Source organism: Methylobacterium goesingense, assembly GCF_022179225.1.
Lineage (GTDB): Bacteria > Pseudomonadota > Alphaproteobacteria > Rhizobiales > Beijerinckiaceae > Methylobacterium > Methylobacterium goesingense.
The window spans coordinates 1-14,811 of the sequence record NZ_BPQL01000103.1 but is presented as its reverse complement, the minus strand read 5'-3'; the positions used below and the strand labels follow the sequence as shown (position 1 = coordinate 14,811).

12 protein-coding genes and 1 pseudogene are annotated in these 14,811 nt (G+C 68.5%); 8 read left to right on the top strand and 5 right to left on the bottom strand.

The features are described from left to right. The 5 genes and pseudogenes from MFF30_RS18070 to MFF30_RS18050 form a co-directional block, all read left to right on the top strand. Positions 1 to 728, top strand: a pseudogene (locus MFF30_RS18070) (cell division protein FtsZ); the annotation flags it as partial. Positions 729 to 1,056: 328 nt separating this feature from the next. Further along, positions 1,057 to 2,004: a UDP-3-O-acyl-N-acetylglucosamine deacetylase gene (gene lpxC, locus MFF30_RS18065; protein WP_238280867.1), complete on the top strand. Its 948-nt coding sequence runs from the start codon at positions 1,057 to 1,059 to the stop codon at positions 2,002 to 2,004. Between the two features lie 223 nt (positions 2,005 to 2,227). Then, positions 2,228 to 3,106, top strand: a complete 879-nt coding sequence (locus MFF30_RS18060) for an outer membrane protein assembly factor BamD (RefSeq protein WP_238280866.1) — start codon at positions 2,228 to 2,230, stop codon at positions 3,104 to 3,106. A gap of 131 nt (positions 3,107 to 3,237) precedes the next feature. Next, positions 3,238 to 4,905 carry a DNA repair protein RecN gene (gene recN / locus MFF30_RS18055; protein ID WP_238280865.1) on the top strand — a complete coding sequence of 556 codons (1,668 nt, stop codon included), beginning with the start codon at positions 3,238 to 3,240 and terminating at the stop codon, positions 4,903 to 4,905. A gap of 117 nt (positions 4,906 to 5,022) precedes the next feature. After that, entirely contained in the window at positions 5,023 to 5,232 is a 210-nt protein-coding gene (locus MFF30_RS18050) for a hypothetical protein (RefSeq protein ID WP_238280864.1), read from the top strand. A 5-nt stretch (positions 5,233 to 5,237) separates the two neighbouring features. On the opposite strand, the gene MFF30_RS18045 is transcribed toward MFF30_RS18050, so the two are convergent. Both MFF30_RS18045 and MFF30_RS18040 read right to left on the bottom strand, forming a co-directional pair. Continuing rightward, the gene (locus tag MFF30_RS18045) at positions 5,238 to 5,480 is read right to left on the bottom strand and encodes a hypothetical protein (RefSeq protein WP_238280863.1); all 243 of its coding nucleotides are present in this window, start codon (positions 5,478 to 5,480) and stop codon (positions 5,238 to 5,240) included. 90 nt (positions 5,481 to 5,570) lie between these two features. Then, a complete protein-coding gene (locus MFF30_RS18040; protein WP_238280862.1) occupies positions 5,571 to 6,068 on the bottom strand; it encodes a GcrA family cell cycle regulator in 498 nt (165 codons plus the stop codon). Between the two features lie 336 nt (positions 6,069 to 6,404). On the opposite strand from MFF30_RS18040, the gene gph reads away from it, so the two are divergent. Next, positions 6,405 to 7,085 (top strand): phosphoglycolate phosphatase, encoded by a 681-nt coding sequence (gene gph, locus MFF30_RS18035; protein WP_238280861.1) that lies wholly within the window; start codon positions 6,405 to 6,407, stop codon positions 7,083 to 7,085. An 80-nt stretch (positions 7,086 to 7,165) separates the two neighbouring features. Here the strand turns inward: gph and MFF30_RS18030 are convergent, their stop codons facing one another. Further along, positions 7,166 to 7,882, bottom strand: coding sequence for a DUF4142 domain-containing protein (locus MFF30_RS18030; protein WP_238280860.1), 717 nt, complete (start codon positions 7,880 to 7,882; stop codon positions 7,166 to 7,168). A gap of 813 nt (positions 7,883 to 8,695) precedes the next feature. On the opposite strand from MFF30_RS18030, the gene MFF30_RS18025 reads away from it, so the two are divergent. Next, positions 8,696 to 9,031 (top strand): DUF6968 family protein, encoded by a 336-nt coding sequence (locus MFF30_RS18025; protein WP_238280859.1) that lies wholly within the window; start codon positions 8,696 to 8,698, stop codon positions 9,029 to 9,031. Positions 9,032 to 9,050: 19 nt separating this feature from the next. Here the strand turns inward: MFF30_RS18025 and polA are convergent, their stop codons facing one another. Both polA and MFF30_RS18015 read right to left on the bottom strand, forming a co-directional pair. Continuing rightward, positions 9,051 to 12,167, bottom strand: coding sequence for a DNA polymerase I (polA, locus tag MFF30_RS18020; protein ID WP_238280858.1), 3,117 nt, complete (start codon positions 12,165 to 12,167; stop codon positions 9,051 to 9,053). A 101-nt stretch (positions 12,168 to 12,268) separates the two neighbouring features. Then, entirely contained in the window at positions 12,269 to 13,438 is a 1,170-nt protein-coding gene (locus MFF30_RS18015) for a YihY/virulence factor BrkB family protein (protein WP_238280857.1), read from the bottom strand. Positions 13,439 to 13,784: 346 nt separating this feature from the next. Between MFF30_RS18015 and MFF30_RS18010 the strand changes: the two genes are divergently transcribed. Further along, on the top strand, positions 13,785 to 14,811 hold a 1,027-nt coding region (locus tag MFF30_RS18010; protein ID WP_238280856.1), incomplete at its 3' end, for a monovalent cation:proton antiporter-2 (CPA2) family protein.

Below are 14,811 nucleotides of genomic sequence, written 5' to 3'. Positions count from 1 at the left end.
CGGAAGCGAGGGCGCGGGCGGCACAGCCCGCGCCGACCTTTCGCCCCGTCGGACAGGAGCAGCCCGTAGCCGCCCCGGCAGCCCCTGCTGCGGCTCCGGTCCAGGCCGCTCCGGTCCAGGCCCCGGCGCCGATGCAGGCGCCCCGCGCGCCGGAGCCGGTCGCCTTCGCGCCCGAGCCGATGCGGGTGGACCTGCCGCAGGCGCCCGTGATGCGCGACGAGGTGATGCTGACCCAGACGCAGCCCCGCGCCGCCATGGCGTACGAGCCCGCCCCGGTCGCCGCCCCCGAGCCCGCCCCGCAGCTGGCCGCCGGTCCGTTCGTGCCGCCGCGTCCGGCCGTGGCCGTCGCCCGCGCTCCTCGCATGCCGCAGATCCAGGACCTGCCGCTTCCCGCCCAGGCCCAGCTTCGGGCCCGCGAGGAGCAGCCGGCCGAGCCGGCCGGGGATTCCAAGCGCATGACCCTGCTGCGCCGCCTGGCCACCGTGGGGTTCGGCGGTCGCCGTGAGGAGGCCGAGGCCGCACCGCTTCCGCCGATGCGCGCCCCCGCCCCGATGCCCCAGGCCGCCGCCCCCGTGGAAGCGCCCCGGCGTGCGCCGGTGCAGGCACCGCCGGCCTATCGCCCGGCCCAGGGCAACCTGGATCCCCAGGGCCGCGTCGCGCCCCAGCCCCGGATGATGGACGACGACCAGCTCGAAATCCCGGCTTTCCTGCGCCGCCAGGCCAACTGAAGCCGGACGTCCGACGCCCCACGACCCACCGGCTGAGGTATTTCAGTCACAGGCCCGGAGCCCCACGGCTCCGGGCCATGCTTGTTCTCAAGTCGCTGTTCTAGAAAGGCTTTCGGAATCGCCTGACGAAACCGCGGCTGTAACAGTACGTAAGAATCCGTGATTTGGCCTCGCTTTGCGGCGCAGCTATACGAATTTTGGAACGACAGGCGCGGCGGTTTCAGACCGTCAAGCGCCGGCAGGGGCTTCAAGCAGCGGACGGATCGCCAGGGGCTGAATGCCTATCCCGACGGGATGGGCACGCCCGATCACGGCCGAGGGCTATGGAATGCGAACGAACCAACAGACAACTCTCAAAGCCCCCGCGACCCTGAGCGGCATCGGCGTCCATTCCGGAAACCCGGTCGAGATCACGCTGCATCCGGCGCCCCCCAACCACGGTATCGCCTTCCTCCGCACCGGAATGCCCACCGGCAACGACCGTCTCATCAAGGCCCACCACGCCTGCGTCTCCGCCACCGAGCTCTGCACCGTGATCGGTGACGTCGAGAGCGGCGCGGTCGCCACCATCGAGCACCTGATGTCGGCGCTCTACGGCCTGGGGATCGACAACGTCCTCGTCGAGATCGACGGCCCCGAGATGCCGATCCTCGACGGCAGCGCGCTTCCCTACGTACAGGCCATCGACGCCGTCGGGATCGCGTCGTGCGGCGCGCCCCGCCGCTGGATCAAGGTGCTCCGCGCCGTCCGCATCGAGGTCGGCCGCGCCTTCGCCGAACTCCGCCCCATCGACCGGGGCTTCCGTCTCGACGTCGAGATCGATTTCGAGAACCCGGTGATCGGCCGCAGCCGCAAGGCGATGGACCTCACCCCCGCCGCCTACCGCCGCGAGATCGCCGGCGCCCGCACCTTCGGCATGATGCGCGACGTGGAGCGCTACTGGAAGGCGGGCTTCGCCCTCGGCGCCTCCCTCGAGAACACCGTCGCGGTCGGCGAGACCGCGGTCGTCAACCCCGAGGGCCTGCGCTATGCCGACGAGTTCGTCCGGCACAAGTTCCTCGACGCGGTGGGTGACCTCGCCCTCGCGGGCCTGCCGCTCCAGGGTGGCTACCGGTCCTATTGCGGCGGCCACCGCATGAATGTCGGCGTCCTCACGGCCCTGTTCTCCGATCGCGCCAACTACGCCATCGTCGAGAGCGCCAGCACCCGCCGCGAGACCAGCCTGACCGAGTTCGGCGCCAGCCTCGGCATCGCCGCCTTCGTCGGCGATCTGTAGCGCCACCGACACACACCTCTCCTTTCTGTTAAGGGCGTGGCCCGCCCGCCGCTTTCGCGCCCAAATCGCCCGCCACGGTGAATCCAGCGTGAAACGGGACGTCCGTCCGGTGTGCAACGCACCCGGATCGTGGCATGAGGCCGTCAGCCACGCGACCGACCTGACTGTGATGGCTTGACGACGCGCGTCCGAAACGGACCCGTCTGTTGGGGGGAAGACCGGAATGCGCCTGAACCAACCCAAAAGCGGTGCGATGGCGGCCGTGCTGGTGACCCTGTGCGGCCTCGGCCTGGGTGGCTGCGACGCCCTCGACTCGATCAATCCCTTCGCCGAGAAGTACAAGCCCGAAGTCATCCCGGACGTTCCCGCCGACAAGCTCTACAGCGAGGGCTTGGCGCGCATGGAGGACAAGGACTACGAGGGCGCTTCGAAGAAGTTCGGCGAACTCGACAAGGCCTACAGCTACTCCGACTGGTCGCGCAAAGCGCTGCTGATGACCGCCTACTCAAATTACGAGGGCGCGAAGTACGACGACGCGATCAACGCCTCGAAGCGCTACCTGCAGCGCCATCCGGCGAGCAAGGATGCGGCCTACGCCCAGTACCTCATGGCGATGTCGCACTATAAGCAGATCCCGGACGTGACCCGCGACCAGGACCGCTCCGAGAAGGCGCTCGCCGGCCTGCAGGAGCTCGTGCAGAAGTATCCGACCTCCGAATACGCCGCCGACGCCAAGGCCAAGATCCAGATCACCCGCGACCAGCTCGCCGGCAAGGAGATGGAGGTCGGGCGCTTCTACCTCGAGCGCCGCAACTTCCCCGCCGCGATCAACCGCTTCCGCGACGTGGTCAGCAAGTACCAGACGACTCGCCACGCCGAGGAGGCCCTGGAGCGCCTGACTGAGGCCTACATGGCACTGGGCCTGACCCAGGAGGCGCAGACCGCCGCCGCCGTGCTCGGCCACAACTTCCCCGACAGCCCCTGGTACAAGGACGCCCACGCGCTCCTTCAGAACGGTGGCCTGGAGCCGCGTGAGGAGAAGACCTCCTGGCTCAGCAAGGTCTATCGCGGCGTCATCGGGCGCACCGCCGAGGCTCAGTAGGTCTCCGCGTTCCAAGCCCGTCGAGTGCCGCTTTGCCGCTCCCCGAGGGGGGCGGCATCTTTTTGCGTGAAGCCGGCGGCACTTCGCCGTAAACACGGCGCCAGCGTTCACAACGGGACCCCAGACGCGGCATGCTGAGCCAGCTCGCGATCCGCGACATCGTTCTCATCGACAAGCTCGTCCTGAATTTTCGCGATGGACTCAGCGTCCTGACCGGCGAGACGGGCGCGGGCAAATCGATCCTGCTCGATGCCTTCGCCCTGGCGCTGGGCGGGCGCGGCGACGGCCGCCTCGTGCGCCACGGGGAAGGTCAGGGCGCCGTCACCGCGGTGTTCGACGTGCCCCTCGACCATCCGGCGCGGGCGCTCGCGGCGGAGGCCGAGATCGACACCGAGGGCGACCTCATCCTGCGCCGCGTGCAGATGGCCGACGGGCGCACCCGCGCCTTCGTCAACGACCAGGCTGTCGGCGTACAGGCCCTGCGGGCCATCGGCGCGGCCCTCGTGGAGATCCACGGGCAGCACGACGACCGGGCGCTTGCCGATCCCACCACCCACCGCGCCATCCTCGACGCCTTCGGCGGCCTGCAGGGGCCGCTCGGACAGGTGACGGCGGCGGCCCGGCGCGTAAAGGTCGCGCGCAGCGCCCTGTCGGAGCACCGCGCCCGCGTGGATGCTGCCGCCAAGGAAGCCGATTTCCTGCGCCATGCGGTCGCCGAACTGGAGATCCTGGCGCCCGAGGCGGGGGAAGAGACCATCCTGGCCGAGCGCCGCACGGTGATGCAGCAGAGCGAGAAGGTCGCGCGGGAGCTCAACGAGGCCATCGAGGCCTCCGGCGGCGCCATCGTGTCCCACCTCTCCTCGGCCCTGCGCAAGCTGGAGCGGCGGTCCGCGCAGCTGCCCGCCCTGGTCGAGCCCTGCGTCGCCGCCCTCGATACCGCCCTGACCGCCCTCGACGAGGCCCACACCATCCTCGACGTCGCCCTGCGCGAGGCGGAGTTCGATCCGCGCGAGCTGGAGCGGGTGGAAGAGCGGCTGTTCGCGCTCCGCGCCGCTTCGCGGAAGTACCAGGTTCCGGTCGACGATCTGGCCGCCCTGCGCGAGCGCTACGCGGCGGATGTGGCCGCCATCGACGCGGGCGAGGAAGCCATGGCGGGCCTGGAACGGACCCTGGCCGACGCGGAGGCCGCCTATGCCAAGGCCGCCACGCGGCTGACGGAGGGGCGCAAGCGTGCGGCCAAGGCCCTCGACGCGGCGGTGAAGGCCGAGCTGCCTCCGCTCAAGCTGGAGCGCGCCCGCTTCATCACAGAGATCGCCACCGATCCGGAATCGCGCGATCCCGCCGGCATGGACCGGGTCGAGTTCTGGGCCCAGACCAATCCGGGGACGCGGCCGGGCCCGATGATGAAGGTCGCCTCCGGCGGCGAGCTTTCCCGCTTCATGCTCGCCCTCAAGGTGGTGCTGGCCGATAAGGGTTCGGCGCCGACCCTGATCTTCGACGAGATCGATACTGGCGTCGGCGGCGCCGTGGCGGATGCCATCGGGGCGCGGCTCGGGCGGCTCTCCACCCAGGTCCAGGTGGTGGCCGTCACGCATGCCCCCCAGGTGGCGGCGCGGGCCGGCACGCACTTCCTCATCGCCAAGGATCCGGTCAAGGGCAGCGACCGGGTCGCGACGCGGGTCGCCTCCCTGGAGGCCCCGGCCCGCCGCGAGGAGATCGCCAGGATGCTGGCCGGCGCCACGGTCACGGATGAGGCCCGGGCCGCAGCCGCGCGCCTTCTCCAGGCGGCCGACGCCTGAGCACAGGGTCGGCTCGGCGTTAAGGTTTTCTTAACTACGTTCGGTGACACTCGATAAACGGCGAGTGCGCTCCGATTCGGCGCCGGCGTTGGATCGCTCGAACGAGGGACAGAGACGTTGGACCAGAGGATTTGCGACCGCGAAAGGGAGGCCGCGCTCGAGAGTGCGTGCCAGCCCAATCTGCCCGACGACACGCGCTACCGGCTCGGGACAGCTCTACGCTCGATCTATGAAGAAACCTGCGACACCCAGCCGATCCCGGATAGCCAGATCGATCTGCTCCTTCGCCTCCGGCACAAGGAGCGTGACCGGCGCCGGATGGACTGACCCGCTTACCAGCGACGCGAGTTCGGTCGGCGCTTGTATTCCGCCGCCCGGATCTGCGTCAGGACCCGGTCCAGGCTGAGCAGGAGCGTCTTTTCCTCATCGCCGGCGCGCTCGATTTCGTCCGGGCCGGTGCCGAACTGCTGTCGCATCCGGGCCATCGACAATTGCCGCTCGAGATCCTCACGCTGCGCGTGGAGGTCGAGGAAGGCGGCCTCGGCCGCGTCAGTGGTGCTCGATGTCTCCGTCACGGTTGATCACCTTCCCGCGCCGGTCGGGAACCGGCGACGAGACCCAACGCGCGACGTGGCGAAACCGTGCCATTCCTCCGCGATGCGGGATCAGCGGAAGCCGCCGATGCGGCGGTCGCGCTTGCGCTCGGCAGCCGGCTGATAGGCGATTTGGGCGTGGGTGGTGCAGTAGGGCAGGCCGGTGATGGACCGGTCGCCACAATAGTGGAAGTCCGGCGCGGTCGGATCCCCGATCGGCCAGCGGCACATGGATTCGCGCAGGTCCATGATGGTCACGCGGCGGGTGATCGAGAGCGCCACCGGGGCGACCGTCGACGCCGAGAGCGTCTCGATCGGCATCGCGCCCATCGGGATCGCGTCCTCGGCATCCAACACGGCATCGCCGGGATTGGGACGCGGCATGCCGGCCGCCATCTCGGCCGACTTGACCCGGCCCGAGAGGCCGAGACGGTGGATCTTGCCGATGACTGCGTTGCGGGTGACCCCGCCGAGTTGCGTGGCGATCTGGCTGGCGCTCAGGCCCTCCTCCCACAGCTTGCGCAGATGGTCGACGCGCTCATCCGACCAACTCGGGACCGTATCCACCATCGCCCCCTCCGAAATCGTCGCACCCGACCGTTCCGCGTCGCCGCTCCCTCGCGAGGCGCGGGCGCCGTGCCGACACGGCAGGAACCTTCGGATGATGGCCGAACCGACCCCCCGGCCGTCGACGGTGCAAACCGTACAGGAGGCCGTGACGCGGAGGCAAGTGTGCCCCGACCGGCACGTGCGGGGGATGCGGGGCCTGTCCACCGGCAAAGGATCGGCCGGCGGCGGCCGGCACGCCTCGCCGGATCGGACGCGATGGTCTAGAGCCGGGCGAACCCGCCCCGCGACCGTGCCCGCGCCGAGGGCGATTGGCCCCCGTCCTGACCGCGAGACCCCATGACTGCTCGACCCCCGATCGCCGTATTCGACCTCGACGGAACCCTGGCCGAGACCGCAGGCGACCTCATCGGTACCCTGAACGTGATCTTGCGCCGCGAGGGACTCCAGACGCTGCCCCTCGAACAAGCCCGGGACATGATCGGGGCGGGTGCCAAGGCTCTGATCCAGCGCGGCTTCACCACGGCCGGCGAGCCGCTGTCGACCGAGCGCCTGGACGTGCTGTTCTCGGACTTCATCGCCCATTACGGCGACCATCTCTGCGAGCAGTCCTACCTGTTTCCCGGCGTGGTCGAGGCGCTCGACGCCCTCCGGGCTCGCGGCTTCCTCCTCGCCGTCTGCACCAACAAGTACGAGGGGCAGGCAGTGCGCCTGCTCGGGCTCCTGGGCATCGCCGACCGCTTCGCGACGATCTGCGGCCGCGAGACCTTCCCGTACTTCAAGCCCGATCCGCGCCACATCACCCTGACGGTGGAGCGCGCCGGCGGCGATCCGGCCCGCGCCGTGATGGTGGGCGATTCCCGCGCCGACATCGACGCCGCCAAGGCCGCCGGCATCCCCGTGGTGGCCGTGCCCTTCGGCTACACCGACCTGCCGGTAACGGAACTCGGCCCGGATCGGGTCATCGCCCATTTCGACGAACTCGCCGCCGCCGTGGACGCTCTCGTCCCGGCCGCCTGACGGGTGGGTCGGCCCCGCGCCACGAAAGAGGGCCGCCCCATAGGGCGGCCCTTCGTCGTTCTGGGTCTGAGAGACAGAGATCAGTTGATGCGGTCGGCGAGGTTGGCCGAGTGGGCGTGCTCGCCGGCGATGTAGGGCAGCGCCTGGTTGGCGAACTCACGGCCCTGCGCGTTGTCGCCGTTGCGGGCGTAGGAGGCGTAGAGACCGAGGGTCCGGGCGTCCGAGTTGGCCTGCTGGTCCACGTAGGTCCGGTCGAAGTCGCGGCCCGCGCGGGCGGACTTCAGGCGGTCGATGCGGCCCTGGCCCTCGGCGCCGATTGCAACGCGACGGCCCGGCTCGGAGGGGCTGTTGTCCACGAGGCCGACGCCGCCGAGGACGCCGCCGACGACCCGCTGGGCGATCGTGGCCGAGATCGTCACCGGGGCGAGCACCACGCCGACCGGGTTGTCGAGACGGGTCTCGAAAGGCTGGGTGTCGGAGACGACGGTGCCGCCGGCGGTCAGCGAGGTGCCCTCGGGCAGCAGCGCCTGGGTGGTGGCCTTACGCTCCACGAGGACGTTGTGGGCGTACTGGCGGACGCGCGGGTTGCGCGAGCGCTCCAGGGCGATGCGGCTCGACTCGATGCTCACCGCATCCGAGCGCAGGGCCGCGGCGCGGAAATCGGAGGTGTCGGTCACGGCCGGCTGGTTGCCGTCGAACTGCGGCGCGACGCGGAAGGACAGGGGCTCCTGCGCGAGCGCCGGGGTGGCGAGGGCGGCGACCGACAGGCCGAAGGCGGCGAGGAGGGACTTGGTCATGGCGGGTTCTCTTTCCGGGGCGCTCGGACGGCGCCGTTCTGGTGAATCGTTTGCGGTGCGGCAACACGTGGTCCGGCGGGGTGTTCCACCCTGCGTCGCATTGGAGCCTTGCGTTTCGGGGGGTGTTATTCCGCCTCGCCGACTCCAAGGCGTGTTCGGTCCGTGTGGTGCCCTGCACATGATCAATGCGGTCCGACCCTCGGGGTGCCTGCTTCATCGGGACGGGCTTCCCGATCGTTCCGGGGCATCTCCGCACCGGTCTCTCGGGCGTCATGGCTCGGTGGGGGCAGGCGTCAGGTAAGGCCCCGTGCGATCATCACCGGTAAACCAGTTGGATTTTCAGCCGAACCAAGATTTGGCGGCTTTACGAGCTTTTTTGAAATAAGTTTGATCTAATTTAAGGTAATATTTCTATTATTAGAATATAGACAATTGAATTTTAGAAATTTCCTTTGAATACAATTACGGCTCGGTACTTTTTCCTGTCGCGCTGCATCTCATAGATTCTGTATGTTCTGATATAATATTCCATTTATATTTCGTTTGCGGTTTATATTGAAGTTAGAGGAAAATAATTAGTTAGATATATGTGCGAACAAGGATCTGTTAATTCAAGTGGTGCCGATGCTGAGCCGTATCACCAGGGGGGTGGCGTTCGCAATGAGCTCAAGAGGGATGCAATATTCAATATGGGGAGATGTATAAATTTGTAGAACGGCCTTTTTAAGGAGATGCAATGCGCAAGCGATTGTAAGTTTTATCGCATGCGAGAGAGTACGCCCGATTGTATCTTGAAATTATCAGGAGAAAGATATGATCATTGCGGAGCGAATCCTCAGCTATGAAATCAGCGGCGGCAACCTGCCCGTCCAAATAACAATGTTTGCGCCCGAGCACGATGAATCGTCATGGCTATGTAAATATACAATTGATTGGCCGTCCGGTGTCAGGTCAGGCTTCGCTGCCGGTTTCGATGCCGTTCAGGCCCTTCATTTGACCCTGCAGAAAATCGGCATCGATCTCTACATGAGTGAATACCACGCGAGTGGTCGCCTTTCTTGGGGTGAGAAGGGTGCAGGTTATGGATTTCCCGTTCCCGGGAATGCGCGAGATGTCCTGATCGGCGACGACCTCAATTTCGAGGGCTGAGGGCGCCTCACAGCGCACCTCAATGCGCCTCCTCCCAGTTCAACGCCGCACGCGCCTCGACCACCAGAGGCACCTTCAGGGTCAGGGCGGGGGCGGGGGCGTCGACCATGATGCGGGTGATCACCGGCAGGGCCTTCTCGACCTCGTCCTCGGGTGCCTCGAACACGAGTTCGTCGTGCACCTGCAGCAGCATGCGCACGTTGAGCCGCTCGGCCTTCAAGGCGTCCTCCATGCGGATCATCGCCCGGCGGATGATGTCGGCCGCCGAGCCCTGGATCGGGGCGTTGATGGCCTGGCGCTCGACGCTCGCGCGCTCGTTGGGGTTGTTCGAGCGGATCTGGGGATAGTGGCAGACCCGGCCGAACAGGGTGGTGACGTAGCCGAGGTCCCGGCAGCGGCGCCGGGTGTCGTCGATATAGGCGCGGATGCCGGGGAAGCGCTCGAAATACTGCTTGATGAAGGCGCCGGCCTCCTCGCGGCCGATGCCGAGGCGGTCGGCCAGACCGAAGGCCGAGATGCCATAGATGATGCCGAAATTGATGGTCTTGGCGCGGCGCCTCAGGTCCGAGGTCATCTCGGCGAGCGGCACCCCGAACATCGCGCTCGCGGTGGCCGCGTGGATGTCGATGCCGTCCGCGAAAGCCTGGCGCAGCTGCGGGATGTCGGCGATGTGGGCCAGCAGCCGCAGTTCGATCTGGCTGTAATCGGCCGAGATCAGGCGGTTGCCCTCCTGGGCCACGAAGGCGCGGCGGATGCGCCGGCCCTCTTCCGTGCGGATCGGGATGTTCTGCAGGTTCGGCTCTGAGGAGGAGAGCCGGCCGGTGGTGGTGGCGGCGAGCGAGAACGAGGTGTGGACCCGGTCGGTCTCGCGGTCGGCATGCGCTTGAAGCGAATCCGTGTAGGTGGACTTCAGCTTGGCGAGCTGGCGCCATTCGAGGATTTTTTTCGGGAGGGGGTGGCCAGCTTGCGCCAGCTCTTCGAGCAGGGTCGCGGGGGTGGCCCACTGGCCGGACGGCGTCTTCTTGGCGCCGGGCAGGCCCATCTTGCCGAACAGGATGTCGCCGATCTGCTTCGGGGAGGAGACCTGGAATTTTTCGCCCGCATCCTCCTGGATCTCTTCTTCCAGGCGCACGAGGATCTGCGAGAAGTCGCCGGACAGGCGGCTCAGCATGTTGCGGTCGACGCGGATGCCCTCGGCTTCCATCCGGGCGATCACCGGAACCAGCGGGCGCTCAAGCGTCTCGTAGACCGCGACGCGGTGCTCCGCCACGAGGCGCGGCTTCATCATCCGCCACAGGCGCAGGGTGACGTCGGCGTCCTCTGCGGCGTAGGCGGTGGCCTTGTCGAGGGCCACCCGGTCGAAGGTGATCTTGGCCCGGCCGGTGCCGGCGACATCCGAGAAGGTGATGGGCTGGTGGCCAAGGTGGCGCCGCGCGAGTTCGTCCATGCCGTGGCCGCCCTTGCCGGCATCGAGCACGTAGGAGATCAGCATGGTGTCGTCGAAGGGCGCCACCCGGATGCCGTGGCGCGACAGGACGGCGAAGTCGTATTTCAGGTTCTGGCCGACCTTGAGCACGCCCGGATTCTCCAGGAGCGGCTTCAGCCGGGCGATCGCCACTGCCGCGTCGATCTGGCCCGCGGCCGGCTGGACCGCATCCGTCGCCGCCTTGGCATCGCCGAACAGGTCGCCGTCGGCGCCCTTCACGGGCTCGACGTGCCGGAGCGGGATGTAGGCGGCGCGCCCCGGTGCCACGCAGAGGGAGACGCCGACGAGGTTGGCGTTGTTGGCGTCCAGGGAGTCCGTCTCGGTGTCGACGGCGATCACCCCGGCTTCCTCCGCTTCCGCGATCCAGGCGTCGAGCTGCTCCACCGACCCGATCGTCTCGTAGGCGGCGGTATCGAACGGCTTGACGGATTCGGCGGCGCGGGCCGCCACCAGATTGGCCGGCGTCGGCTCGGAGGGGCCGCGCGGCTTGGGCGCCGCGTCGGGCAGGCCGAGATCGGCGAAGGGGTCGACCTCGCCGCCCGGTGCGCCGGACGCGGTCTCGGGATCGAGGGGCACGGGGTCGCCCAATGCTCCCGGAAGAACCGGGGCGTCGAGGGAGAACGGCGCGTCGGGCGCGGGCTCGCGGTTCGGCAGCAGGGCCGGGTCGGGCTGCACCGCCTCCGGGTCGACATGGAGCATCTGCGCGATGCGCCGGGTCAGCGTGTTGAACTCCATCGCCTTCAGGAAGCCCACCAGCTTCTGCGGGTCGGGCTTCGGCAGGCGCAGGTCGTCGAGCGGCACCGGAACCGGCACGTTCTCCTCCAGCGCCACCAGCTTCCGCGAGAGCCGGGCTTGGTCGATGCTGGCGAGCAGGGTCTCGCGGCGCTTGGGCTGCTTGATCTCGGCGGCGCGCTCCAGGAGGGCGTCGAGGCTCCCGTATTCCTTGATCAGGGCGGCCGCGGTCTTCAGGCCGATGCCCGGCACGCCCGGCACGTTGTCCGAGGTGTCGCCGATGAGCGCCAGGGCGTCGCCGATCTGCTCCGGGTTCAGGCCCTCCCACTTGGCGATGATCGCGTCGCGGTCGAGGTTGCGCTCGGGGCGGTAGCCGGGCTTGCCCTTGGAGCCGGATTCGAAGTCGTAGAACCGCACCAGGGGCCCGACGAGCTGCATCAGGTCCTTGTCGGAGGAGACGATGATGACGCCCGCGCCCCGCGCCTCGGCCTGGCGCGAATAGGTGGCGATGAGGTCGTCGGCCTCGTAGCGGATGAGCTCGATCGGCTGCAGGCCGAAGGCCCGCACGGCGTCGCGCATCAGCGGCATCTGCCGCTTGAGGTCGTCCGGCGCGTCCGGCCGGTGGCCCTTGTAGTCGGGAAACAGCTCCTTGCGGAACGAGCCCTCGGACTTGTCGAACACGATGGCCAGATGGGTCGGCATCACGCCCGCCGCCCCCTCCTGAACGAACTGGGCGATCTTGGTGCAGAACAGCCGCACCGCGCCGGTGGGCAATCCGTCCGAGGGCCGGGTGTTGTACTTCTGGTCCTGATTGATCGACTGGAAGTAGGCCCGGAAGATAAACGACGAGCCGTCGACCAGGATGATCTGATCGCCGGGGCCGACGGGCTTCTGCTCGGAGGTCGTCTCGGCGGTCATGCGGGGATCACGGATCCTTGGGAAACGGGGCTCCTGTCTAAAGCGCCCCTCCGAGAAGTGCTACGCCCGTCGTGGATGAGAGCGGCTCTCTTCCAGGCCCCTCACGTCGCAGCCGCCACCGTATCGGCCATCCGGGCGTCGCGGGTGCCGAGCGGCTGCTCGGGGCCGCGGGTGGTGTCGGCCTCGGTCTGGTGCTCCATCTCGGCGTTGATCTCGGCGCCGAGGAGCACGATCGTGGTCGAGATCCAGATCCAGGTCATGAAGCCGATCACGGCGCCCAGGGAGCCGTAGGTCTCGTTGTACTTGCCGAAATTGGCGACGTACCAGGAGAAGCCCAGCGAGGTGGCGACCCAGCCCACAGCCGCGATGGTGCTGCCCCAGGTCACCCAACGCCAGCGCGGCGCGTCGCGGCTCGGGCCGTAGCGGTAGAGCAGGGCGAGGCCGCCGAGCACGGCCACGAGCAGCACCGGCCAGCGCAGCAGGGCGATGTACCAGGCCTCCGCGCTCAGCCCGAGGATGTTGATCGCGGCCGGCACCACCACGATGCCGATCAGCGCCAGGATGATGAACAGGAGCGCACCGGCGGTGAAGGCCAGCGAGCGCAGGTTGAGCCAGACGAAGCTGCGCCGCTCGCGCTCCTCGTAGACGATGTTGAGGGCGGAGAAGACCGCCTTCATGCCGCCATTGGCGCTCCACACCGACAGAACGATGCCGGTGAAGAAGGTCAGGCCCAGGGTGGTGTCGCCCTTGGCGGCGATGCGCTTGACCTGCTCGCCGATGATCTCCAGCGCCCCCGAGGGCACGACACCCTGGAGGCTCGCCAGCTGGTCGTTGATGGTGGCGACATCCGCCACGAGCCCGTAGCACGAGACCAGGGCGGCGATGGCGGGGAAGATCGCCAGGAGCACGTAGAAGGTCACCCCGGCGGCGACCGAGACGATGTTGTTCTCCGAGATGTCATGGAACACCCGCAGCCCGATGTCTTTCCAGCCCTTGGCCGGAATGTCGGAGGGCTTGCGCGCGCCGCGGCCCCGCTCGGGCTCGTTCGCGGCGACCCGGCGGGCCTCGGACCCGGCATGGGACGGGGAGGGCTGGCGCGTCGGGTCTCCCGGCATCGGCCGGGCCGGCGTCGATCCGCCACTCCGGCGTGGGAGCGCGACGAGGCCGAGGAGCGCGGTGGCCAGGGCGACGGTCCAGAGGGTCGAATTTCTGGTCTCGTTCCTGGTCTCGACGGCGTCGGAACCCGTCGAGCGCTCGTTGCGTGGTGTCATCGATCGTCCGTTCCGCCGCAGGATGTCGTCATCGCGCGGTGATGCCGGCGCGTGACGCCGGCATGTCTCGACGCAACACGCGTTGCTTGAGCAACAAGCCCCGGCGGTAAAGTGTTTCCTGCCCGCTCACGGAAAAGCGAGCGGTTGGTCCGTACCGGGCCCCGCGAACTTATTCCGCGAAACCTCGGACCGAAGGCCGGCGTTGTGCGTCGCGGCACCCGAAGCGACGCGCGGGGCGGATTTTCGGGCCCATCGTGGACGTGAGGGCCGATCGCGGCTTGCTCCCGCGGGCGGCACGCGGCACGGCCCTGGGAGCCCTTTCCCTCGACCCGGAGACCACCGACCCGTGCCGCACGCGACAGAGCTGATCGCCATCATCGCCCTCGGCCTCGTGCTCGCCTTCGTCTGCGGAATGCTGGCGCAGCGCCTGCGCCTGCCGCCCCTCGTCGGCTACCTCCTCGCGGGCGTCCTCGTCGGCCCCTACACGCCGGGCTTCGTCGGCAACAGCCAGCTCGCGGGCCAGCTCGCCGAGATCGGCGTCATCCTGCTGATGTTCGGCGTCGGCCTGCACTTCTCGATCAAGGACCTGATGGCGGTACGCACCATCGCGCTGCCCGGTGCGATCGTGCAGATCGTGGCGGCCACCGCCATGGGCGGTGCCCTGGCGCTGATCTGGGGCTGGGGCCTCGGGGCGGGCCTCGTCTTCGGCCTCGCCCTGTCGGTGGCGAGCACCGTGGTGCTGCTGCGGGCTCTGGAGGAGCGCCGGCTCCTCGACAGCGACAAGGGCCGCATCGCGGTGGGTTGGCTCATCGTCGAGGACCTGGCGATGGTGCTGGCCCTGGTGCTGCTGCCGGCGCTGGCCCCCTCGCTCGGCGGCGACGGCGCGGGCGCCGCGCACCATGCCGGGGACGGCAACATCTGGCTCACCCTCGGCCTGACGCTGGCCAAGGTCGGCGTCTTCGCCGCCGTGATGCTGGTGGGCGGGCGCCGGTTCGTGCCCTGGCTCCTCGATCAGGCGGCGCGCACGGGCTCGCGGGAGCTCTTCACCCTGGCGGTGCTGGCGCTGGCCCTCGGCATCGCCTTCGGCTCGGCGGAACTCTTCGGCGTCTCCTTCGCGCTCGGCGCCTTCTTCGCCGGCATGGTGCTGGCCGAATCCGACCTCAGCCATCAGGCGGCGGCCGATTCCCTGCCCCTGCAGGACGCCTTCGCGGTGCTGTTCTTCGTCTCCGTCGGCATGCTGTTCGACCCCGGCATCCTGATCCGCGAGCCGCTCTCGGTGCTGGCGGTGTTGGGCGTCATCCTCATCGGCAAGTCCCTGGCGGCGGTGGCGATCGTCCTCGCGTTCCGGCATCCGCTGGGCACCGCGCTCACCA